The sequence below is a fragment of the Anabaenopsis arnoldii genome (assembly GCF_028331025.1).
Taxonomy (GTDB): Bacteria; Cyanobacteriota; Cyanobacteriia; order Cyanobacteriales; family Nostocaceae; genus Anabaenopsis; species Anabaenopsis arnoldii.
The window spans coordinates 1-23,769 of sequence record NZ_JAQMUH010000043.1 but is presented as its reverse complement, the minus strand read 5'-3'; the positions used below and the strand labels follow the sequence as shown (position 1 = coordinate 23,769).

The following is a 23,769-nucleotide window of genomic DNA, read 5'->3' as shown; positions in this document are numbered from 1 at the left end:
ATTGCTCGCTAGTTTTGTGACTAATTTCTAATTGGTTTCCTGCTGTAGGATTTCATATTGGGACTGAAGTCTTTGCAGCACCTGATTATCTACAGCTTCTTTGGCCATGCGAATGGCGTTAAAAATAGAAGGAGCTTGAGAGCTTCCGTGGCCAATAAAACAGACTCCGGCTACGCCTAACAGCAAAGCACCGCCATGTTCTGCATGATCCATGCGCTGTTTAACTCGCTTCAGGTTAGGTTTTAAAATTGCCGTCCCAATTTGACCATGTAATCCTTGGGGTAATTCTTCGCGCAGGATTTGCAGAATCACTTCCCCCACGGCTTCGGCAAATTTCAACAACACATTACCCACAAAGCCATCGCAGACAATCACATCGAAGTTACCCGAAAGTACATCACGCCCTTCAGCATTACCAATAAAATTAATTTGGGAATTTTCCCGTAATAATTCATGGGCGCGCAGGGCGACCTCATTACCCTTAGTGTCTTCTTCGCCGATATTCAACAAACCTACCTGGGGATTGGTAATACCTAAAACATACTGACTATAAGTTGACCCCATGACAGCAAACTGCTCTAAAAACTTAGGGCGGCAGTCTACATTGGCGCCAACATCAAGTATGAGTACTGGTTTACCGGCTTTGATTGTAGGGAAAACCGTACCAATGGCTGGGCGGTCAATTCCTGGCAATCGTCCCAGGCGGAGCAAAGCTGCTGCCATAGCTGCCCCTGAGTGTCCCGCAGAAAACACGGCATCTGCCTGCTGCTGCTTGACTAAATCCATAGCCACATTAATAGAAGCTTTGCGTTTGCGTCTCACCGCATTCAAAGGCTCCTCATCCATTGCGATCGCTTCCTGTGCAGGAACGATCTCTACCCGCTCCAAATTAGTGTTTGGGGGCAGGGCGGCTGCTATTTGTTGGGGATCACCAACTAATAGTACTTTTACACCCAATTCGTCACTTGCCCGCAGTGCGCCAGTGACGATTTCTCCGGGTGCATGATCCCCCCCCATTGCGTCAATTGCTATCCGTACGCCAGTCAATCCCATTGCTTAGAGCTACTAGAAACCTTACAAATTTTACCAGATGGCTTTGCTGAAAAACCGGGAGTTTCTCACTGCCATATTCTTCCTGTTAGTATTGCAACATATTTTAGTAGCTACGTGGCAAATTTTCAGGGATTGGGGCGCACTGATTAAGGAGTCAAATACCCTGCTTGTGGCTTCCTACTGAGCTAATACCCAATTAACTAGGGTTCTTACACCATAGCCTGTAGCCCCTGAACTGTTGTAACCGTTTTCCTTATCTGTCCACACTGGCCCAGCAATGTCTAAATGGGCCCAAGGGGTATCTTTAATGAACTGTTTGAGGAAAAGAGCCGCAGTAATGGAACCCCCAGGACGCGGACCGGTATTTTTCATGTCCGCAATCCCGGATTTCAACCCTTCAAAATATTTTTCTTCCATTGGCATCCGCCACAGTTTTTCCCCTGCGGTTTCTGCGGCTTGTTGCAGTTGGGAAGCTACAGCATCATCGTTCGTATATAAGCCGGCAATGTCATCACCCAAGGCAATCACACAAGCACCGGTGAGGGTGGCTAAATCAACCATGGCATCTACTCCCAATTTATCTGTATACACCAAGGCATCCGCTAAGGTCAAACGCCCTTCAGCGTCGGTGTTATTCACTTCTATGGTTTTGCCGTTGGATGCTCTGAGGATGTCCCCTGGGTGCATGGCGTGACCGCTAATCATGTTTTCTGTGGCGGCTGAAATGAAGTGAACTTCTACATCTGGCTTGATTTGGGCGATCGCCTTGGCAGCACCCAAGGTCGCACCAGCACCGCCCATATCAATTTTCATAGTTTCGATGCCGCTACCAGCACCTTTAATATTTAGTCCCCCGGAATCGAAGGTTAAGCCTTTACCAATAATTGCTAGTTTGCGTTTCGGTGTACCTTCGGGTTTGTAGGTGAGGTGAATAAATTTTGGTGGTAAGTCTGAAGCTTGGGCAACTCCTAAAAAGGCACCCATACCTAACTTTTCGCAGTCTTCCCGTTCCAGAATTGTTACCTCTATGCCGTGTTCAGTCGCGATCGCACGGGCTGTTTCTGCTAGGGTAATGGGTGTTACCTCATTGGCTGGTGCTGCTACCAATTCCCTAGCTAAGATTACCCCGGAGACGATATGATTAGCTAGGGTAATGGCTGCTTCTTGTCCACTCAGTCCCAGTAAATCTACTGTCTCAATTTTTGCTCCTTTATCTTCTGGCTCAGACTTAAAGCGAATGTCCTGATAAAGCGCTAGTTGCGTACCTTCAGTTATAGCTTGAGCAGTTGCTGCTGGCTGATTATTCCACACAGGAAAACTCAAGCCGAGAACTTTGCTTTTTTGCTTTTTCGCCACCCTGGCCACAGCAGCAGCCGCACGTCGCAGAGTTTCTAATTTCAGGGCTTCTGGTTTCCCCAAACCCACTAAAATTACTTTACGGATAGAGCCACCAGCACTAACACGGGTGAAAATGGTGCTGTAGGCTTTGGCGGTAAATTCTTCTTCGGCAATTAGTTCTTTTAAAACCCCCGCAAACTGCTCATCTAATTTTGCCAGGTCACCAGTCAACTCAACTGCATCTTCAAATAATCCAATTGCCAAACTATCCCCTGCCCAATCTAGCAAAGCCTTGTCACTAGGTTGAATTTTCATTTTGTGATTTTATCTAGGTTTTCCTGCTTGTACCAGTATTACCTAAAATTCTATTTTCGCTTGGGTAGAAAATACCAAACAGTCTGAGAGGATGTTTGATAAGTTTTCAGCCGTAATTTTCATCACATCTTCACCCCATTTAATTGATTAAATAGTGACACTAAGTTACTGCATTTCAAGTTACCCTCAAACCGACACCCCGATTACAGATGTACCTAGAGTGAATTTAACTAGTACAAGTCCTAATCCAGGCGATCGAGCAATTGACTTAAGATTGACTGTAAATACCGCTAGTCCTCCCACTAGGGCTTATTTAATTGTCAAAGATGCAGATGACCAGAGCGAATTGCTGCGAGAAACATGGATAATTAGTTTAGGTATTGCCAATGACTTTGGTGATTTTTAATCATAACCCCAAATCTTGAGTTTCCCCCCTCTCCCCTTTTCCCCATGGACGACCTTAACCAAAAACTAAACAACATTTATCCTGGTAAGGTAGTACGGAAAGACCTGACAAAGCGCATCAAAGAAGGTGCAAATGTACCCGTCTATGTGCTGGAGTATCTATTGGGTATGTACTGTGCCACAGATGAAGAAACTACTATTGCAGAAGGCGTTACTCGTGTCAAAAATATCCTAGCTCAAAATTATGTTCGTCCTGATGAAGCGGAGCTAGTCAAATCCAAAATTAGAGAACTAGGACGTTTTACAATCATTGACCAAGTAAACGTCACACTCAACGAAAAAGATGATATTTACCAAGGTACCTTAACCAATCTCGGTATTAAAGGTGTAGTAATTGACCCAGAAACTGTGAAACTAAATTCTAAACTCCTAGGAAGTGGAATTTGGTGTATTTTACAAATGGAGTACGAAGGAGGGACAAAACCTAGTCCTTTTATTGTCGCCAGTCTTAAACCCATTCAAATGCCTAATGTAGATATGGATGAACTGTTTGCAGGTCGTCCAGCTTTTACCCGCAATGAATGGATTGACCTGTTAATCAGGTCAACCGGACTAGAACCAACTATTGTGAGCGACGAAGTAAAATGGCATTTACTCGCGCGTTTAATACCTCTTTGCGAGAATAATTATAACTCTTGTGAACTTGGCCCCCGTTCCACAGGTAAATCCCACGTTTATAAAGAAGTTTCTCCCAACAGCATCCTTGTTTCTGGCGGTAAAACCACAGTAGCCAATCTTTTTTATAATATGTCCACCCGGCGCGTGGGATTGGTCGGTTTATTTGATGTAGTGGCTTTTGATGAGGTCGCTGGTATCAGCTTTCATGACAACGATGGTGTACAAATCATGAAAGACTACATGGCTTCAGGTTCCTTTGCACGGGGTAAGGCAGAAATTACCGCTAATGCTTCTATGGTTTTTGTGGGTAATATTGATCAAAGCGTAGAATCTTTGGTGAAAACCTCTCATTTATTGGCTCCTTTTCCTGAAGCCATGATTGATACTACCTTTTTTGACCGCTTTCACGCCTATATTCCCGGTTGGGAAATTCCCAAATTCAGCCCAGAGAATTTTACCAATCAATATGGTTTTATTGTTGATTATTTAGCAGAGTGGTTGCGGGAAATGCGTAAACGCAGTTTTGCCGATGCGATTGACCGCTATTTTCGCTTGGGTAATAACCTCAAACAACGGGACGTGCAAGCAGTACGTAAAACTGTATCAGGATTACTAAAATTACTTTTCCCCGATGGTTCATTTAGTAAACAAGATGTACATGATGCTCTAGTATATGCACTGCGAGTGCGCCGACGGGTGAAGGAACAGTTAAAGAAAATTGGCGGTATGGAATTTTATGATGTCCATTTCAGTTACATTGACCTGGAAACAATGGATGAGCATTTTGTTTCCGTACCAGAACAGGGAGGATCTACCCTCATTAGCCAAGATATTCTTACCCCTGGTCATTTGATTTTGATTGAGGAAGCTACTAAGCCCTTGCCAACCGGTGATGAATTAGCCGAGGTACAAGCAGCATTAGCTGCATTTAACGAAGATACAAAAGAATTATCAAACATCTATAAAATTAATAAGATTCATAACCATGAATTACTTCAGCCTGAATCTGTAGCTGAGGAATTTATTTTCCCTGAGTCGGTTGAAGAAATACCCGGAAAAAGAATTTTCCGTACACCATCATTTAAACCACGCAGAGAAAACAGAGAAGTGATAGAAGCTTATCGTGAACGCCTGGCTAATGTGCCACTAACTCAACCCAACCTATTAATCAATCGTATGCCTGGAGAAAAACCCAAGGGATTAATGGGCATCTCTGTTCCTTTTCGCGGAACTCGGCGAAGTACTCTAATTTCCGAAGATTTTCCGGAAGATTATAAAGCGATGGGGCAAGAAGCTGGCTGGCTATTACAACCACTAACGTTTATTGAAACAGAGATCAATGGACGCTGGTTATTTTGGGAAGAGAACAAAAATAACAAGCGAGTTACCAAGGATGCTTGGACTAAACTAGATTTCCGTTCTCGACATGAGTCCGTAAAGAAAATGCTGATTCATTGCATCAATCAAATTGAACCTGATATTCTTAATTCTGAGAATAAATGGGGGGCGGTACATTATTTCTTTGATTGGTTGCTATGGAGTTTGGGGCATCCATCTGTGAGCGATTTTCCTCAAACAAAGGATTATTTAAAAGGCGCAAATACAGAATATCGTCGTACTGCTCACAATCGCTTAATGCAAGTAATAAATTTAAGACTCCTTCTGCTTTACCCATGTGATTACTTTGGAGCAATTCTAGAGGAATTAAGCGATGATGAAGAATCATATGAATTTAGCATCTCAATTGATGAAGCCCGTCGCTGGTGTGAAAAGCAATTTAAATCTCAAAGTAGTAACGCTATTAGCAGTGAAGAACTTTTCTTAGATCCAAATGTAGAATCAGGGCGTTTATTATTGGCCGCATCCAACTACACGACTAATGCTATCGGTTACACTGACAACGAATGGTGCGCTAAGGCAACTTTAATTAATTTGTACTTTTATGCGCCTCACTTACTTTATTGTAAAGATAACTATTCAGGTTGGGATTTGGACTGGATTCGCGCTGACCTAGAAGTTGGCGACAGAATTGCTCAACTAAAGGGCTTTACTGGATATAAGGATAAATATCAATACAGTAATGACTCTGTACAGCATTTTTCTCCATTAATTTTAATTGAGGAAGCTAGTAGCGCATTACCTCCCAGTGAAGACGCTGAAGTAGATGCGATACTTGTCAAGATGTTCGGTACTAGTGACTCTAACTCATTACCTCCTAGTGAAGACGCTGAAGTAGATGCGATACCTGCCAAGATGTTCGGTACTAGTGACTCTAACTCATTACCTCCTAGTGAAGACGCTGAAGTAGATGCGATACTTGCCAAGATGTTCGGTACTAGTGACTCTAACTCATTACCTCCTAGTGAAGATAGAGCTAATTCACCAAATCGAAAACTACTAGGTGGGAGAGATGAGATTTAATCCGCATGATCGCGCAATAGTAATTAATCTCTCCGAAGAATGTTTTTATAATTACCCATACCCAGGAATAGATCCCTTCCTAGAAGCGGATCTACTTCATGGGTGGATGTTTAAACAAGTAGTTAAGTGGGACAGAGTTATTTATGGCAGGTGGGATTATTGGATAGATTGTGCTTACGACAATATCAAAAAAAGACAGTCGCCAGAATACTGCCATAAATTTAACCGAATCCCTGAGATTAATTTTTTAGAGCCGAATTACAATCTTGCTGGGACACAGATGCTGAAATATTGCTTAGTTAATATTCCTCATCCCAGGATACGCAATAGCGAAGCGCTACTGCAAGCAGATCGCAAAAAAGATATTACACATTTTCGTTATTTGGTCGATTGGATATTATTTGGATTGGGGGATAAGACCTGCAACAAACTTCCAGTAGAACCAGAAGGGTGTGATGGTGCGAGTAATCGCCTTTTCCAAGTGTTTAGCGTCCCCCACTTCATGGTTCACCCGCAGTTGAATAGAATTGATAGACTGCGTCGCAGCAGTTAATGTGGTGTGGGTAATTGATTTTGTATTTCCTGAGAGGCTTGAATGTGGTGTTCTACAAAATTCTGATCCCGCAAGATTTTATAGAGATTAACATTGTATTCTAGTAAACAGGCGTGTCCACTGTCAGGTAATACAGCTAACTTGGTGTTAGGTAAAATATTTACTAAGCGTTCGGCTTCCTGTACAGATGGCAAAAGGCGATCGCCAGCACCAGCAATCAGCAAAACTGCTTGAGTTAGTTGGCGTAACTGGGCTTGAGTGACGTTAAATTCCTTGAGTAAAGACAATCGCCAAGTAACTGTGGCTGGGGGTACAGACCGCATGGTTTTGAGTAGTTCGTGGCGCAAATGGCGGGGAATGCGTGGTAAGGATGCTAAAAATGGCAATAACCCTAGTGTGCCAAGCTCATAAAAGGATTCTGGAACTAAGTAAGTTAGTTGGGATGTCCAAGTTAACCAAGGGCGCAGCTGAAAGGCTGATGCTGGGTTAATCAAGATAATCCGCTTAAATAATTGTGGTGCTTGGGTTGCTACTTTCATGGCCAAACAACCCCCAAAGGACTCGCCACACAGGTAAACTGGTCTTTGTGAGTTTTTTTGTAATTCGGTATTAATTAACTCTAAGACGTTGTTGCTTAACTCATCCCAGGTGGTGAGGTCTTGTCTGGGGATCGCTAAACACCGCACATCAAAGCCAACTTCTAAGCCAGCCGTTTGCGATCGCAATAGTTCACCAGTTCCATCCAGTCCTGGTAAATACACAAATAACGGATACTCTAGTTGGACTCGGTTAGGAGTGAGAAAACACGGCTTTAGCTCAACTTTTGGCATTGTAAAATTTAAATTCAACTTTTTGTTGTTATGGAATTACCCGGGTAAATATCCGATTTGTTCCAGATGTGATCACACTAAGAGTGTGAAGCACAATCATGCACTTGAAATTATGATAAAATGATAGCGTGGATAGTAAGACCACATTGAATATAAATGACACAGTTAAGATAAAATCAATTTATCAAAAACTATTGAATTGGTGGTTTATTTACAGATAGACAAGTGAAATTAACAGGAAAGAAAGAGTTTCACTCCTGTGTATATCAGCATATATTGTGTTTGAGAGTTGAAATGACCATTGTAAACAGTGTTAAGTTTTAACTTGTTAATTGTGCAGCGTCAATTGCTTAAGCCTAGTTTCCTGGGTTTGTCAAAAATACCCCCTATCTAATCTTTAATGAAAAGCTTAAACTAGTAAAATAGTAATTTAATTGTGGCAATGCTTAGTTAGTTCATTCACAACATTTTTGGCTTGTTTGCCATGATATTTTCGTTAATGTTGTGGTGTCACCGAATAAGGGCGGCCAATCAACACAGCCACCCTATGATAGATAACCAAGGGATGTAAACCGGGTTGATTAATTAAATAAAAGTCCTGACGGCTCAAAAAACTTTGCAGTCCCAGAGGTAAACCATGAGTATTTACTTCTGTTAGGGAAGCGGACTGACAGGTCAGCGCTTGGGCGATCGCAATTGGTAAAATTCCCAAATAAAGTAGACCACAGTCCTAAATGAGCAAATCCTCTGTGAAATTCACCTACCTCCTTGAGGCGGAGAATGTCACCATTGGCTGAGTTCCTTGAGGAAAAACACCCGCCATCTGCTTTGACTGCTCAAAAAAGCTATGCTAGCTCTGGATAGCGTCGATACCGCTAGGTAATAGCCAGAAACATCCAGGCGATTGCTGGGAATCATCAATAATTAATATGATTTTTACAAAATATGGCATATGAGCTTGACTTAATCTTTACATTTCATTCTTGATATGAAGGTAGTCTTTAGGTATATAAATTTTATGCATCAAGGTAGTTAGGTTTTTGGAGTTTAGATTTATGTAGTGACGGTGACAATCAATCTGATAGTAAAAGATAGAAAATATTACTACTAGCTAAATAATCTTTTAGGACTCAAGGTAATGGATTTATACACATTAATAAATAATTGTTACAATTCTGAATTCGCTAATAGTAATTTACCATTTGTCAAACAAGTAGTAATATTATATGATTGCGGATATTGGCCAGTAAAAGTAAGATAGAAAAGGTTAATAATTTCTTTTTTTTTATTCTGTATGAATTTAGTGGATAAAACAGAAAAAACATTTGCATTGACTACGCCCCTATATTATGTGAATGATGTTCCTCACGTGGGAAGTGCCTATACAACAATAGCAGCGGACGCAGTAGCCCGATTTCACAGGCTCCTGGGGGATAGGGTGCTGCTAATTACAGGTACAGATGAACACGGACAGAAAATTGAGCGTTCAGCAGAAAGTTTAGGAAAAGCCCCACAAGAATTTTGCGATCAAATTGTGCCTAGCTTTATCAGCTTATGGCAGTTATTAGATATTCAATATGATCGCTTTAGTCGGACTACAGATTCTCGCCATGAAGCCATAGTTAAAGAGTTTTTCCACCGAGTCTGGGAAAAAGGTGATATCTACCAAGGACAACAGAAAGGTTGGTACTGTGTATCTTGTGAAGAATTTAAGGAAGAACGGGAACTATTAGAAGGACACCGCTGCCCTATTCATACTAACAAGGAAGTGGAGTGGCGGGACGAGCAAAATTACTTTTTCCGCCTATCTAAGTATCAAACGCAGCTAGAGGAATTTTACCAGTCTCGACCAGATTTTATTCAACCAGGGAGTCGTCGTAATGAAGTCTTGAGCTTTGTTGGCCAGGGTTTACAAGACTTTTCTATTTCACGGGTCAATCTGGAATGGGGTATTCCTGTACCAGTTGATCCCAAGCATACCCTTTATGTTTGGTTTGACGCGTTGCTAGCTTATGTCACCGCACTACTAGAAGCAAATTCAGAACCAACTTTAGCTAATGCCTTAGAAACTTGGTGGCCAATCAATTTGCACTTAATTGGTAAAGATATCCTCCGATTTCATGCAGTGTATTGGCCAGCTATGCTGATGTCAGCCGGTTTACCCTTGCCAGATAAGGTGTTTGGGCATGGTTTTTTAACTAAAGATGGCCAAAAAATGGGTAAGTCTCAGGGTAATACACTTGATCCTGTAAGGCTAGTGGAAAGCTATGGTAGTGATGCGGTTCGTTATTACTTCCTTAAGGAAATCGAATTTGGCAAAGATGGCGATTTTAATGAAGTTAGATTCATTAATGTTTTGAATGCAGATTTGGCTAATGACTTAGGTAATTTGCTGAATCGGACGTTAAACATGGTGAAGAAATACTGTACTGGCGATGGAGTGCCAATTGCAAATGAAGCCATTAATGACGAAAATCCTTTGAAAGCGATTGGTTTAAGTCTAGGAGAACAGGTAAAACAAGCCTATGAGGCGCTAGCTTTCAACCAAGCCTGTGAAGCTATCCTGATGCTGGTTCGTACCAGTAACAAGTTTATTGATGAACAAGCCCCTTGGTCACTATATAAACTAGGAAAGCAGCAGGAAGTGGAAACAGTACTGTACGCAGTTCTAGAATCTGTTAGACTAGCAGCTTATCTCCTGTCCCCAATTATTCCGAATATCAGTAGCGCCATTTATCAGCAGCTGGGCTTTGGAATCGACTTTAATGATCAAATAAAAACTTCCATGCTTGCCGGTTTTGCCACCCATGCAAAATGGGGTGTACTAACCAGTACACAATCCTTGGGTAAACCCCATCCCGTGTTCAAGCGCATAGAAACTTCAAAAAACCATTAGTCCTGTTCATTTTTCGGTTTTGTTCAAGTTCTTAATTTTGTCAAAAAACTTATCGGGGCTTAATTTATTAGCTCCGAAACCTTATCATAAGCTGTTCTAGCATATCACCTTGCTAAAGCGTATCAAATATAACAAGAATAATAATGAGGTATGAGAACAATGTTGAATAATCTAGAAAGTGACTCAATATTTACGCCGGAACAAGTCTTAGAAAATCGAGGTCGTGTCGCTATCTTTATTGATGGTTCCAATCTATTTTATGCTGCTTTACAACTGGGAATTGAAATTGACTACACGAAGCTACTATGCAGATTAACTGGGGGATCTAGACTATTGCGTGCTTTCTTTTATACAGGTGTAGACAGAACCAACGAAAAGCAACAAGGGTTCTTGTTGTGGATGCGTCGGAATGGCTATCGAGTGATTGCCAAAGATTTAGTGCAGTTGCCGGACGGCTCAAAAAAAGCTAACCTGGATGTAGAAATTGCCGTAGATATGATGGCTTTAGTAGATTCTTATGATACCGCGGTATTAGTCAGCGGCGATGGTGACTTGGCATACGCGGTGAACTCAGTTAGCTATCGTGGTGTGCGTGTAGAGGTCGTCAGCTTGCGCTCAATGACCAGTGATAGCTTAATCAACGTCAGCGATCGCTATATTGATTTAGAAGCCATCAAAGAGGATATTCAAAAAAACCCGCGACAAAGCTATCCATATCGACCTCTATCCAGCATGGGGTTTCTGGAAGATATCAGGGAAAGTGATCAACACTTAGAAATCCAAGATTAATGAATTATCGAAAAGGCAGGCCAAAAAAGAGGGTAAATTGTCCTAAAACAAGGGAAAAAAATCAAAATTTACCTATATTGATTTTATTACAAAATCTGAAGGGGGTCGAAATAAAAGCTGACCTTTTTTACCTGCCTTTAACTTTTTTATTGTTACTTGGTTTAGTTGCTTGTGGTGGTAGATACCCAATAGCTGAACAAGCTAAAGATTCTGATTCATCTCCCCAAGAAAGTAATTTGACATTTTTCGATGTCACCTTAGAGCAAGCGGACGAGGTCGGAAAACCGCTATGGAAAGTGCGAGCTAAAAAAGCGAGATACACTCAAGACAAACTTGGTGAGGCAGAAAATCCCATTGGTCAACTATACCAAGATGGCAAACCGGTTTACGAAATACAAGCAGAAAGAGCAGATATTGAACAGGATGGTCAGCGGCTATTTCTCAAGGGAAAGATAGTGGCTACGGATCCTAAGAACGGTATTGTATTGAAAGGTAATGAATTAGAATGGTTACCTCAAGAAGATTTATTAATTGTCCGTAAGCAAATCAATGGAACTCATAAACGACTAAAAGCATCTGCGCAAGAAGCACGAGTTAAAACTCGCGAACAACGTATAGAATTTTCTGGTAGCGTAGTAGCTAGCTCCGTTGATCCCCAAATGCAAATGCGAACGGAAAATTTAATTTGGCAGATTCCAGAAGAAATATTAATTAGTGAAAGCACCATAGAAATTGACCGTTACAACAACAATCAAATTACTGACCGTGGAAAGGGAGATGCTGCGGAAATAAACTTAAAAAGCCAAATTGCCACGATCAAAAAAAACGCCCAGTTAAATTTATTAGACCCACCGACGCAAATAGCTAGTAAGTCTATGACCTGGGATATGAAAGCAGAAACAGTGAAGACTAATTCGACTCTGAGTGTTGTCCAGACTGCTGAGAATGTGACTGTAACCGCCAACAGAGGCGAAATGAAAATAGCGAATAAAATTGTGAATTTAACAGGAAATGTCAACGCTATAGGGCAACGTGGTCAGACTCTCAAATCTAATCAATTAAGTTGGTATCTCGACAAGAAATTATTAGAAGCTCAGGGAAATGTTTTTTATACTCAGATTGACCCACCAATAAATTTTACAGGTGGAACAGCCATTGGTAACCTACAAACAGAGGACATTGTAGTTAAAAGTGGGAAATCGGGTGGCAGGGTAGTAACAGAAATTATTCCTCAAGATGTTGGTACTAGTAATTAGGGAACAGGGAAAAATAAATTAGTAATTAAAAACATCTGAGAGAATAGTTGACACCCCCACAGGAGGGTCTAATAATCCTTGATTGTTTCAGTGTATCTACCCAATCAAGGATTATTAGCGGGGAACAAAATTGCGTTACGACTAGGGGTGCCCAATTCAGGTAAAGAATATTTAGGAGAGTTGGGAGTAATAGTAGAGGGAATATTGGGAGATACTTGCAAGCGTTGGACAAGAGCTTGTAAAAACCGATCTTGACTAGCTCGGAAGGCTGGAATTTGTGGACCACGGTTAATAATAGCAAACCAAACCAAACCGCGATCGCGTGTAGGGAAGACTCCAGCCAAAGCACTAACCTCGCGCAAAGTACCAGTTTTCATCACAGTAGCATAAGGCATATTTCTAGCTTGCATTGTTCCTCGACGGTCAAATCCAGAGGTAGGAAACAAGTCAGCTACATTAATATTGTGGGTGGTAGCTTCCCGTTGAATTGCCATTAACATAGCACAGGCAGCCCTCGGAGAAATACGATTGTCTACTCCCAGACCTGAACCATTAATTAATTGAATTTCTGCCTCCGGGACTCCGGCAAATTTGGCAGCCTGCGATCGCATTTTCGCTGTACCTCCTAGGGATTGAGCCAACATCTCAGCCATGACATTGTTACTAAAAACATTCATTTCCTTGATAAGTTGGTGTAAAGGTAAAGAACCGCGACGCATCAATAGGGTTTCTTGGGGGTTTGGTTGGGATGCTGATTTTACAATCCCCGCAATCACAACTTGAGGTTTAGCTGTGCCCTTGGGCATGGTTGAATATATGTAATTTGCCTGACGAGTCCAACTTAAATGATTTAGGGCTTGCTTGAGCATCTGAGCAGCTAATATAGGATTTGGTTCAAAATTCATGGCAAAATTCCCCCTGATCACCAAATTTCCCGTTACCTGCTTAATACCCATTTGATTGAGACTATTACCCAGGGCGAAGGCTTCTTCCCAAACAAACATGGGATCACCACCACCAGTAATCACCAAATCACCTTGCAATACACCGTTAACTATTGGACCTGTAGAGCTGACCAAAGTTTCAAATTGGTGGTCTGGCCCCCAAGTTTTCAAAGCCACAAGTGAAGTAGCAATCTTAGTTAAAGAAGCAGCTGGTAGAGGTGTTGTACCTTGATGATTAGCCATCAAAATAGGTCCGGACTGTAACCAAATCCCCTGACTCTCGGTCAAATTTTCCGGTACTAATTTCGTGGTAATTAGTTCCTGTAAATATTGCTGAACTGTGGTAGACCCTGCTGGATTAGGATCAGGAGCTAGAACTAAACCACGGCTATTGTGTAAAGCCAAAGTTTCCAAAGCTTCTGTGGGCTTAATTTGTACCCCAGCCATTTCCAGCCAAAGAGAAATTAAACCCGAACCTAATAATTCCAGCATCTTGATCCCCCTATATGTTTCCTGAGCTAATATACAAGTTTTTTGCTCATGATCAGTATTGACCAGGAATAATATCTGTCAAACCGCCCCTACTTTCTTTCTGGATGAGGTTTTTCTGCCACAGAAGGTGTACCCATCTGGTTAATTACCGCAATCATTTGATACAGGCGACCCAAATCACGTTGGTTAAAATACAACACCAGACGGGGTAATTCCTCGGTCTCATCTTGGTTTTCTGGGGGTAAAGCCTGACTTTTGATAATTTTTCCTTTTACCAGAATGTCGCTAAAGTTAGCATTTAATTTTTCCACCGCAGCATCAGATAAATCTGTTGATAGACGAATGACCAACTGTTCACCTACGTAACGGCTAGAGTGGTAAACTTGATAAAAATTGGTGATAGCATGACAAGCTACTTCCAGGTTATCTGTGACTGTGTAAAGGCTGGGGTCTTCAGGACTGACAAGACCTTTCTGCACAAGTTGTTTATCAATATATTCGCTCCAGGAGCGCCAATAATCTCCACCTGGATGATCAATTAAAACTACAGGAACCGGACCAAATTTACCCGTCTGGCTGAGGGTCATACACTCAAAAGCTTCATCTTGAGTACCAAAACCTCCAGGAAATAAAGCCACGGCATCACTTTCTTTGAGGAGAAACAGTTTGCGGGTGAAGAAATACTTAAAATGGATTAGCTTAGGATCACCCTCAATAAATGGGTTAGCCTGTTGCTCAAATGGTAACTGAATATTTAAGCCAAAGGAATTATTTCGCCCTGCGCCTTCGTTACCTGCCTGCATGATGCCGCCGCCACCGCCTGTCATTACCATAAATCCTAACTGACAAACAGCGCTAGCAAATTCCAGGGCTATCTGATACTCCTGTGTTTCTGGGGATAGACGAGCAGAACCAAAGATAGTTATTTTGCGGACGTGTCGATAGTCATAAAATAACTGGAAACCTCGCTCCATATCTGCTAAAGCGGCCGATAAGATTTTCCAGTCCAGACGTTCAATTTCACTGTCAGCTAAACGCACTATAGTAGCCAGTGCCTGCTGAATCAGTTGCCGATTTTTTAACGTTGGTAACCGGTCAAATAGTTCAGCGATGTCCGCCTGGAGACTCTCTAATGTTTCAAACGACGCAGATGAGGTCATGAGAACTTTCGTCACAATGGCATTACATTTTACCTAATTTTGCAATGCAATAGACAACTGCCTTGGGCAGTCGTGTTTGATAATTAGTGGTTGGTAAAGATTTATGAAAGTAAATTTTTAGAAAAGGCCTGTTATTTTAGCAGTGGTCATCTCAAACTCTTTACCACAACAGAAAATTTTTGGAGACGCGAGTTTTCGCGCCTCGCATATTGATCTAAATCTAGAGCAAATGGCAGGATCAAAAGGATGTTGATCCCAATTGAGTTTCAAAGATATTTTTCCAAAGTGTTAACTAATGTAGTTTTAGGTACTGCGCCAACTACCATATCAACTTTCTCCCCACCTTTAAAAATCATTAACGTGGGGATACTGCGGATACCGTACTTACTAGCAACGTTAGGATTCTCATCAGTATTGACTTTCACAACTTTTATTTTACCTTCAAACTGATTGGCTATTTCCTCCACTACAGGAGCTACCATGCGGCAAGGACCGCACCAGGGGGCCCAGAAGTCAACTAAAACGGGTACATCACTCAGGAGTACTTCTTGATCAAAACTAGAATCTGTAACTTGTGCGGCTGCTGACATGCCTAAAAACCTTTGCCAATTATATTTTTGAGTTTGGTGAAAATTCTACCATAGCAAAAGCAGCAGCTTAGAGGTGAAGAATGTACATTTGCAACGAAGTTAAAGAAATTATGGATAAACATAAGGAACCGCCCGAACAGTAGTCCGGGCGGAGTGTGGTGTGAGGAGTGAACGGAAACATGCGTCTCCGCTATCTCTATTGTAGGCTACAGATTGGATTTTTCCAGGATTTTTTTAAGAGTCTGGAAAAAAATTTCTGCCAACTTTGAGTTTGGGTATGGGGTATAGGGCATGGTAGAAACTAAATAATTTATTTCTTATTAGTGATTCTCTAGTGCCTATGGGGGATTTTTTATTTACCCATGCCTAATTGTTGGGCTTTTTGGTACACTTTTCCCTCGGTTAGTAGGGAAGGAGCGATTACCACTTCTACTTGCTGCATTTCTTTGATGTTTTTGGCTCCTAATGTACCCATGCTAGTTTTCAAGGCTCCCAAAAGATTATGAGTACCATCATCTAGTCCGGCAGGACCAATGAGTATTTGTTCTAGACTGCCAGTAGTACCAACGTTAATGCGCGTACCACGGGGCAATACTGGGCTAGGAGTTGCCATTCCCCAATGATAGCCACGGCCAGGGGCTTCCGCGGCTCTCGCAAACGGAGAACCAATCATCACACCATCAGCACCGCAGGCGATGCACTTACAAATGTCGCCACCGGTGATTAGACCGCCATCGGCAATGATGGGGATATAGTTACCAGTTTCCCGATAATAGTCATCTCTGGCTGCGGCACAATCAGCGATCGCCGTTGCTTGTGGTACACCTACGCCCAAAACGCCGCGAGAGGTACAAGCCGCACCCGGTCCAATTCCTACTAATACCGCAGCCGCTCCGGCTTTCAGTAAATTCAAGGTGACTTCATAGGTGACGCAATTGCCCAAGGCCACCGGAATGGGCATAGAACGGCAAAATTCTGCCAAATCAAGGGTAACTATCGAATCTGGGGATAAATGCGCTGTAGAGACTACTGTAGCCTGGACAAAAAATAAATCTGCTCCGGCTTTTGCCACTACCTGACCATATTTACTGGCTGCGGCTGGGGTTGCACTCACCGCAGCTATACCACCTTGCTGTTTAATTTCCTGAATACGTTTTTCAATTAATTCCGGCTTGATCGGTTCGGCATAGAGTTCTTGCATAAGGGAAACAAATTCACTTTTCCCTACAGAGGCAATCCGATCTAAAATCGGATCTGGGTCGGCATAGCGAGTTTGGATACCTTCTAAATTGATGACTCCTAATGCTCCTAACTGTGACAAGCGTACAGCCATCTTCACATCCACTACCCCATCCATGGCACTGGCAATTATCGGGATTTCTCGTTCAATATTGCCGATAGTCCACTTAGTATCTGCCAGACTTGGATCTAGTGTTCTGTTACCAGGAACTAGAGCAATTTCATCAATTCCATAAGCTCTACGAGCTTTTTTCCCGCGCCCAAGTTGAATTTCCACGCTTTAACTTTTCTCAAATCTGTTTAAGCTAGGGTATCAAATTGTGAGGGTATTTGCAGCAGTTTTTTTGCCAGTAATGAATATTAGGATTTACCCCATTGTGACCAGAAATTTTAATTTTTTGTTTTTACTCATTGCTCTGCCTCCCTGACGGAGAGAGGACTTAAGTCCTCCCACGGAGCTAGGATATGATGACTGCTGCGCCTGTCATAAAATCTTTTATACTAAGTAAGCGTTCCTAACTATTGTTAACCAATTTCTTTGTTGGTCTGGCTATAAGTTTGTGTTGTCTTGTTAGATAAGTAAACATTACTGTCTGTGTCCTTAATTACTTGATTTTCAGTACGGACTAGTTGGCTAAATTGCCCGATTAATTCCCCTAACTTCCCTTCGTCAAGCAAGGTATTAATTAAGGAAAGCCCACTGGTAGAAAGAAGTAATTTGTTAATATCTTGACTGCTATTTGTACCGTTAGCACCAGGGAATGAGTAAATACGAGTATCTCCTAAAACTCCAGGTTGAGGTGCTAATGCGGTAATAATTTCCGGGAGTTTATCGGCTAATTCCGGCCAAATGGTAGTGATAATTTTAGCAGATAGGTTAGCATTACTGATGGTATTTTCGGCGGCAATTTTCACTTTTAGGGCTTCTGCTTCTGCTAAAACTTGATCGCGGTTAGCTGCGGCGAGGATCCGAATTGACTCAGCTTCTAATTCTGCTGCTTCTTGGGCAATTTCTGCTTGGCGACGACGGCGGAAAGCATCTATTTCTATGATATTGCGATCGCTAATACTCAGCTGTTGGGCGGCCTTTTCCGCTGCAATAGTTGACAAGCGTTTGTCACGTTCGGCTTTTTCAATTTCCCCGGCTGTATTGACTGATTCTTCCGCTTTGGCTTGTTCTGCCTGCGCTATAAAGCTTTCACGTTTTTTGGACGCAATGGCGATCGCAACGTCTTCTTGGGCAATGCGTGTTAATCTTTCTGACTCAACTATTTCTACTTGTGCTTTGAGTCTGCCTGATTCTACCTTTTGTTGACGGTCAATTTCGGCAATTTCGGCTTCTTGTTTTTGCAGGGATTGGGTCACCTTTAACTGTTTGTTTCGTTCTTCCAGAGCAATCTCAGCTTCTATTTGGGTTTGCTGTAAAGCTAATTTTTTGCGAATTTCTTCTTCTGCAACTAATTTATCTTGAATAATTTTAGTTCTTTGTATAGCGGCGGCTTCTTTATCTTTTGCTTCTTGAATTTCCCGTTCTCGCTGTGCCTTCAGTGCCTCTACTTGGAGTTTTTGCGCTAGTTTTGCACTTTCTTTCTCCTGGGCAATTTGTAGCGATCGCTTTTCAGCATCCAGTTCTTTTTGTTCAATTGCTACTTGGGTTGTTAACTCAACTTCCCGTTTTTGTTCAATGGAACGCTGAATAATTTCCGTTCTTAAACGCACACCTTGGGCATCAAAAAAGTTATCTGGGTCATAGGTAACACTTTCTAATATTTCCGAAATTGCAATATTATTGAGGGTTAAACCCACTTTTTTTAGATCTGGTCCTACTAAGTTCAAGACTTCTTGAGCAAAACCCAATTTATCTGAATCTATTTCTGCAATATCCTTGGTTTTAGCTGCTGCTCTAATGGCATCATCAGCACGTTTTTCTAGGGCGTTCTTTATATCTTCCCCAGTAATTTTGTTACCATTCTGAGATAATCTCGCAGCTGCTTTTAAGACATCTTCTTCAGAGGCATTAATACACACATAAAATGTGACTCTAATATCTGCTCTCAGATAGTCTTTAGTACGCACGGCTAGTTTTCCAGTACGTTCTACATCAATAGAAATTTCTCGCAGGGGGACGCGAGTCAGTTGGTGGAATCCTGGTAAAACAATACAACCGCCATAAAGAATTACCGATTTCTTTTTTGTAAACAGTCCCCCAGTTCTGACGAAAGCCTCATTATTGGGTGTGACTACATAAACTCTTGTGTAAGCGTACAAACTCAATAAAAGTAATAGGATGAAAGCCCCAATTACTCCTGGTAATACCAATGAACTATGGATTTGAGCGATAGTAGATTGAGTTCTCACTGGGATAGTTTGAACGAGATATCCTGTTTCCTGCTGTTTTGGTTGTAAGGTTTGATGTGTGTTTACAGTTGGCAATGACTGGATAAAAGTTAACCAAAATAACATAATTATGATCCCTATTTGTTCTATTTGTTTAATTTTTATCTTGGTTGATGGAGTTGGCTAGCCAAAGTTGTTCATCACGACTCTTGTGGGCAATCACAACATAATTTTGCTGATTGATTTCAATGACAATTACTGTTTCTCCACGTTTGGGCGACACAGTTGCCCATTTTGGTAAAACTGCACTAATTGTCAAAAAATTTGATTTTCCATCTAGTATGTCTATTTGCCCGATTTTACCTTCCTGTTCACTAGGAATGTAAAAGGAAGTAACCGTACCCAGACAACCAATCAATCGCTCTTTACTAGTATCTTCACCAAATTCAGCAAATATTTTCCCAATTACTTGTGCTATTAATCTGCCCAGTAATAAGCTGATAATTAGCGAAATTAATAATACAGTTCCACTAATAAACCCACTTAAATTACCTTTACTTAGGCTAATCGCCCAACTGTTTAATATCAGTCCTAAAATACCCCACAAACTCAAATCTGTTGCTAGTAACAATATGAGTGGAGCTTTGCCAATGCCTGCCCATCCTAGTAATTGATCAAAGTTGACTTGGATATCGATATCGTCATCATATTCTACATCTCCATCTCCCCCAATGGAAATGATCAGAAATACAAACAGCAATATTCCCATGCCTAGGAATATCCAATAGGGTAAATTGGCGGGGTTAAATAGCATAAGATTTTGTCGATATACTATGCTGACTAGCTTCTGTGATACCTGTATACAGTTGGCATTAATTGAAATTGATAGTTTTCACATCAGAATATTAGAGTATGATTTTGGCTATTTTTTTTCTTTGCACACAAGAATATATTTTTTAATATTTTGTATGAAACTTCTTGAAATATTTAACTAATTTTAAAATCCGTTGCCCGAATAATATTGAGTTGGTTGGGCAGATTTGAGAAACTCTTGTATTTAAATGCCAACTTGACCCTGTTTCAGGCTAGAATTGAAGATAGTTAGCATATATCTGCATAAGAGTCAAGAGGTAGTAATACAGTGGTCTCATGACCCAGTAATTTTTTCTCCTTGAAGAGTGAGTCCTATAGCAGCCACAATTGTTACAATTCTTTTAGATTAGATATTGAAGCCTTGATCCAGTCTGAAACCTTAGAACTACTCGAATGGCATCGCCTCTGTCAGCATCTTTCCACATTTGCGGCTACTAAACTAGGGGCGATCGCATCACTGCATCTGAAAATACCTGCATCTCAAGCAGAAAGTGAGCAATTACTTGCCCAGACTAAAGAAGTTTACCAACTGGAGAATCGAATGACAACGGGATTGTCATTTGAGGGTGTTCAAGATATTGGCGATTCTTTAGAACGGGCAGAACTTAGCGGTATTTTAGCAGGGGATGAACTGCTAGCGATCGCTACGACCTTGGCAGGGGCGAGAAATTTACGCCGCGTCATTGATAATCAAGAAGATTTGACCGTACTCACACAGTTAGTTGCTGATTTACGGACTTATCCCGAACTAGAGCAGGAAATACACCGATGTATTGATGAACGAGGCCAAGTAACCGACCGTGCTAGCCAAAAACTGGGTGAAATTCGTACAGAAGTACGTAAATTACGCGCTCAAATTACTCAAAAATTGCAAAATATATTACATGCAAAATCGAGCGCAGTTCAAGAACAAATTATTACCCAAAGAGGCGATCGCTTTGTTATCCCAGTAAAAGCACCCCAAAAGGATGCGATACCGGGTATTGTACATGATACTTCTACCAGTGGAGCTACTCTTTATATAGAACCTAATTCTATAGTGCCTTTGGGTAACCAACTGCGACAGACTCTCAGAAGAGAGGAAGTTGAAGAAGAAGCCATTCGTCGGATGCTGACACAGCAAGTCGCAGCAGTCAAAGTAGATTTGGAACGGTTGTTAGCAATTGTGACCACATTGGATTTAGCAACCGCCAGGGCTAGGTACAGTTTTTGGTTAGGAGCTAATCCTCCCAGATTTATTAACCGTGGGGAAAATGAAGTCATTACCCTAAGGCAATTACGCCATCCTCTGTTAGTGTGGCAACAGCAGCATGAACATGGTCAAGGGGTGGTTCCAGTGGATTTATTAATTAGTCCCCATATTCGGGTAGTAACGATTACTGGACCAAATACCGGTGGTAAAACAGTCACTTTAAAAACCCTGGCCTTAGCAGCATTAATGGCGAAGGTAGGGTTATTTGTTCCCGCCCGCGAACCAGTAGAAATACCTTGGTTTGACCAGGTATTAGCTGATATTGGGGACGAACAATCATTACAGCAAAGTTTATCAACATTTTCTGGACATATTCGCCGGATTAGTCGGATTTTGAATGCTTTGAGTCTTGGGGAACAGGCAGATAATACCCAATCCCTCGTCCTTCTGGATGAAGTGGGGGCGGGAACTGATCCAGCAGAAGGTAGTGCTTTAGCGATCGCTCTACTACAATATCTAGCTAATCATGCCCGGCTAACAATGGCCACAACTCACTTTGGTGAATTAAAAGCGCTCAAATATGATGATCAGCGATTTGAAAATGCGTCTGTAGAATTTGATGAAAGCACACTTTCGCCTACCTACCGTTTATTATGGGGGATTCCTGGACGTTCTAACGCCTTAGCAATTGCTCTGCGTTTAGGTTTAAAACCAGAGGTGGTAGAACAGGCAAAAACTCAAGTGGGAGGAGCTACGGACGAAATTAATCAGGTGATTGCTGGGTTAGAAGCGCAACGCCGCAGCCAAGAAACTAAAGCTGCGGAAGCTCAAAGTTTGTTGCAGCAAGCGGAACGTTTATATAAGGAAGTGTCGGCAAAATCTCAAGCTTTGCAGGAACGGGAAAAAGCTTTGCGGATTGATCAGGAAGTAGCAGTACAACAAGCCATCGCTCAGGCTAAAGGTGAAATTGCCCAAGTGATTCGCCGGTTGCAAAAAGGTACACCTAAAGCCCAAGATGCTCAACAAGCAACGGATGCATTAAATCAAATTGCCCAAAAATATCAACCAAAAGCACCAGCAAAACCCAAAGTTGGGTTTAAGCCCAAAGTGGGCGATCGCGTGCGGATTTCCCAGTTTGGACAAACAGCGGAAGTTTTAACTGCTCCCGATGAGGATGGTGAGTTCAGCGTTCGCTTTGGGATGATGAAGATGACGGTTAAGCTCGAAGACATCGAATCTTTGGATGGTCAAAAAGCTGAACCAGTAGTTAAACAGAAGCCCGCGGTAGTTCCTCAGCCGGAAAAACCCGCCCCAGCTATTCGCACGTCTCGAAATACAGTGGATTTGCGTGGTAAACGGGTAGCAGATGCGGAAATTATCTTAGATCAGGCAATTTCTGAAGCTACAGGGCCAATCTGGATTATTCACGGACATGGTACCGGTAAATTACGGCAAGGAGTTCACGCCTTTTTGCATCAGCACTCCAGAGTTAGCCACCACCAACCAGCAGAACAAGTAGATGGTGGTAGTGGTGTCACCATTGCTCATATTAAATAATTGACATCTCCCCTGGTTGAAACACAGGGGATTCTAAACTGATGTTGCTACGCAGGCCTAAGCCATGCTACGCAACGTTTACAACGTGATTTACTTAATTTAATAGATTAGGTATAGCAACCGCCAAGGTAATTTAAGCATAAACTATAAGTAGTCCCTTTTCATGTGAAGCGCTCGCTTGCTACAGGTATATGCCCAAGCCGTACAGTTACGACCTTCGTCAAAAAGTAATCCAAGCGATTGAACTCGATGGCTTGAAGAAAACTGAAGCCAGTCAAATGTTTAATATTAGTCGCAACACCATCACCCTATGGTTGAAGCGAAAAACCGAAACGGGGGACTTCCAAGCCTTGCCTAGTAAGCGTCCTGGGAATGGTCACAAAATTACCGATTGGGAAAAATTTCGTGAGTTCGCTTCCGTGCATGGCGATAAAACCCAAGTAGAGATGGCCTCACTTTGGCCTGAAGAAATTAGCGAGCGCACAATCTCAAGAGCTTTGAAAAAAATTGGTTTTACGCGAAAAAAAAGACTTATGGCTACCGTGAGCGCGATGAGGTTAAACGACAGGCTTTCGTAACGCAGTTGTCTAAGTTACCTGTGGAGAAGATTGTATACCTCGATGAGTCAGGAATGGACAACCGAGACCAGTATGATTACGGTTGGAACTCAAAAGGACAGCGCTTCCATGCACTTAAATCAGGTCGTCGTCAAGGTCGGGTGAACATAATTGCCGCGCTGTGTAACCATCAGCTGATAGCTCCTTTCACTGTTGAGGGTGCGTGTAATCGAATAGTATTTGAGACTTGGCTTGAAGCTTGTTTGCTTCCCACACTCAAACCGGGACAGGTTG

Annotated in this window: 17 protein-coding genes and 3 pseudogenes; 9 read left to right on the top strand and 11 right to left on the bottom strand. The window is 41.9% G+C overall.

What is annotated here, in order from left to right:
- Window positions 1–27: 27 nt before the first annotated feature.
- Window positions 28–1,053, bottom strand: a complete 1,026-nt coding sequence (gene plsX / locus PN457_RS03585) for a phosphate acyltransferase PlsX (protein WP_271731373.1) — start codon at window positions 1,051–1,053, stop codon at window positions 28–30.
- A gap of 37 nt (window positions 1,054–1,090) precedes the next feature.
- Between plsX and PN457_RS03580 the strand changes: the two genes are divergently transcribed.
- Complete coding sequence (locus PN457_RS03580; RefSeq protein ID WP_271731372.1) at window positions 1,091–1,237, top strand: hypothetical protein; 147 nt, start codon at window positions 1,091–1,093, stop codon at window positions 1,235–1,237.
- Here PN457_RS03580 and PN457_RS03575 read toward each other — a convergent pair.
- Window positions 1,231–2,706 carry a leucyl aminopeptidase gene (locus PN457_RS03575; RefSeq protein WP_271731371.1) on the bottom strand — a complete coding sequence of 492 codons (1,476 nt, stop codon included), beginning with the start codon at window positions 2,704–2,706 and terminating at the stop codon, window positions 1,231–1,233. The two genes, PN457_RS03580 and PN457_RS03575, sit on opposite strands and share 7 nt — an antisense overlap.
- A gap of 220 nt (window positions 2,707–2,926) precedes the next feature.
- On the opposite strand from PN457_RS03575, the gene PN457_RS03570 reads away from it, so the two are divergent.
- The 3 genes from PN457_RS03570 to PN457_RS03560 are packed head-to-tail and all read left to right on the top strand — an operon-like array spanning window position 2,927 to window position 6,763.
- Complete coding sequence (locus PN457_RS03570) at window positions 2,927–3,112, top strand: hypothetical protein (protein ID WP_271731370.1); 186 nt, start codon at window positions 2,927–2,929, stop codon at window positions 3,110–3,112.
- A gap of 44 nt (window positions 3,113–3,156) precedes the next feature.
- Window positions 3,157–6,210 carry a protease Lon-related BREX system protein BrxL gene (gene brxL / locus PN457_RS18450; protein ID WP_271731368.1) on the top strand — a complete coding sequence of 1,018 codons (3,054 nt, stop codon included), beginning with the start codon at window positions 3,157–3,159 and terminating at the stop codon, window positions 6,208–6,210.
- A complete protein-coding gene (locus tag PN457_RS03560) occupies window positions 6,200–6,763 on the top strand; it encodes a hypothetical protein (protein WP_271731367.1) in 564 nt (187 codons plus the stop codon). The genes brxL and PN457_RS03560 overlap by 11 nt, the downstream gene beginning before the upstream one ends.
- Here the strand turns inward: PN457_RS03560 and PN457_RS03555 are convergent.
- From PN457_RS03555 to PN457_RS03545, 3 genes and pseudogenes are all read right to left on the bottom strand, one after another.
- On the bottom strand, window positions 6,760–7,593 hold the full coding sequence (locus PN457_RS03555) for an alpha/beta fold hydrolase (protein ID WP_271731365.1): 834 nt from the start codon (window positions 7,591–7,593) through the stop codon (window positions 6,760–6,762). The genes PN457_RS03560 and PN457_RS03555 overlap by 4 nt on opposite strands.
- Window positions 7,594–8,023: 430 nt before the next feature.
- A pseudogene (locus tag PN457_RS03550) lies at window positions 8,024–8,428 on the bottom strand (1-acyl-sn-glycerol-3-phosphate acyltransferase); the annotation flags it as partial.
- Window positions 8,377–8,511: a hypothetical protein gene (locus PN457_RS03545; RefSeq protein WP_271731363.1), complete on the bottom strand. Its 135-nt coding sequence runs from the start codon at window positions 8,509–8,511 to the stop codon at window positions 8,377–8,379. The gene PN457_RS03545 and the pseudogene PN457_RS03550, both read right to left, overlap by 52 nt.
- Before the next feature lie 376 nt (window positions 8,512–8,887).
- Here PN457_RS03545 and metG point away from each other — a divergent pair, with 376 nt between their 5' ends.
- The 3 genes from metG (at window position 8,888) to lptC (ending at window position 12,534) form a co-directional block, all read left to right on the top strand.
- The gene (metG, locus tag PN457_RS03540; protein WP_271731362.1) at window positions 8,888–10,489 is read left to right on the top strand and encodes a methionine--tRNA ligase; all 1,602 of its coding nucleotides are present in this window, start codon (window positions 8,888–8,890) and stop codon (window positions 10,487–10,489) included.
- Between the two features lie 159 nt (window positions 10,490–10,648).
- Window positions 10,649–11,278, top strand: coding sequence for a LabA-like NYN domain-containing protein (locus PN457_RS03535; protein WP_271731361.1), 630 nt, complete (start codon window positions 10,649–10,651; stop codon window positions 11,276–11,278).
- Window positions 11,278–12,534, top strand: coding sequence for an LPS export ABC transporter periplasmic protein LptC (gene lptC / locus PN457_RS03530; RefSeq protein WP_271731360.1), 1,257 nt, complete (start codon window positions 11,278–11,280; stop codon window positions 12,532–12,534). The genes PN457_RS03535 and lptC overlap by 1 nt, the downstream gene beginning before the upstream one ends.
- 104 nt (window positions 12,535–12,638) lie before the next feature.
- Here the strand turns inward: lptC and PN457_RS03525 are convergent, their stop codons facing one another.
- From PN457_RS03525 to PN457_RS03500, 6 genes and pseudogenes are all read right to left on the bottom strand, one after another.
- On the bottom strand, window positions 12,639–13,970 hold the full coding sequence (locus tag PN457_RS03525; protein WP_271731359.1) for a D-alanyl-D-alanine carboxypeptidase: 1,332 nt from the start codon (window positions 13,968–13,970) through the stop codon (window positions 12,639–12,641).
- A gap of 89 nt (window positions 13,971–14,059) precedes the next feature.
- Window positions 14,060–15,130 (bottom strand): LOG family protein, encoded by a 1,071-nt coding sequence (locus PN457_RS03520; RefSeq protein ID WP_271731358.1) that lies wholly within the window; start codon window positions 15,128–15,130, stop codon window positions 14,060–14,062.
- A 266-nt stretch (window positions 15,131–15,396) separates the two neighbouring features.
- Window positions 15,397–15,741: pseudogene (gene trxA / locus PN457_RS03515) on the bottom strand (thioredoxin); the annotation flags it as partial.
- 331 nt (window positions 15,742–16,072) lie between these two features.
- On the bottom strand, window positions 16,073–17,236 hold the full coding sequence (locus PN457_RS03510) for a GuaB3 family IMP dehydrogenase-related protein (RefSeq protein ID WP_271731356.1): 1,164 nt from the start codon (window positions 17,234–17,236) through the stop codon (window positions 16,073–16,075).
- A gap of 248 nt (window positions 17,237–17,484) precedes the next feature.
- Window positions 17,485–19,422 (bottom strand): flotillin family protein, encoded by a 1,938-nt coding sequence (locus PN457_RS03505; protein ID WP_271731355.1) that lies wholly within the window; start codon window positions 19,420–19,422, stop codon window positions 17,485–17,487.
- Window positions 19,423–19,450: 28 nt separating this feature from the next.
- Window positions 19,451–20,110 carry an OB-fold-containig protein gene (locus PN457_RS03500; RefSeq protein ID WP_271731354.1) on the bottom strand — a complete coding sequence of 220 codons (660 nt, stop codon included), beginning with the start codon at window positions 20,108–20,110 and terminating at the stop codon, window positions 19,451–19,453.
- Between the two features lie 420 nt (window positions 20,111–20,530).
- Here PN457_RS03500 and PN457_RS03495 point away from each other — a divergent pair, with 420 nt between their 5' ends.
- Both PN457_RS03495 and PN457_RS03490 read left to right on the top strand, forming a co-directional pair.
- Entirely contained in the window at window positions 20,531–22,918 is a 2,388-nt protein-coding gene (locus tag PN457_RS03495; protein WP_271731352.1) for an endonuclease MutS2, read from the top strand.
- Window positions 22,919–23,109: 191 nt separating this feature from the next.
- Window positions 23,110–23,769, top strand: a pseudogene (locus PN457_RS03490) (IS630 family transposase); the annotation flags it as partial.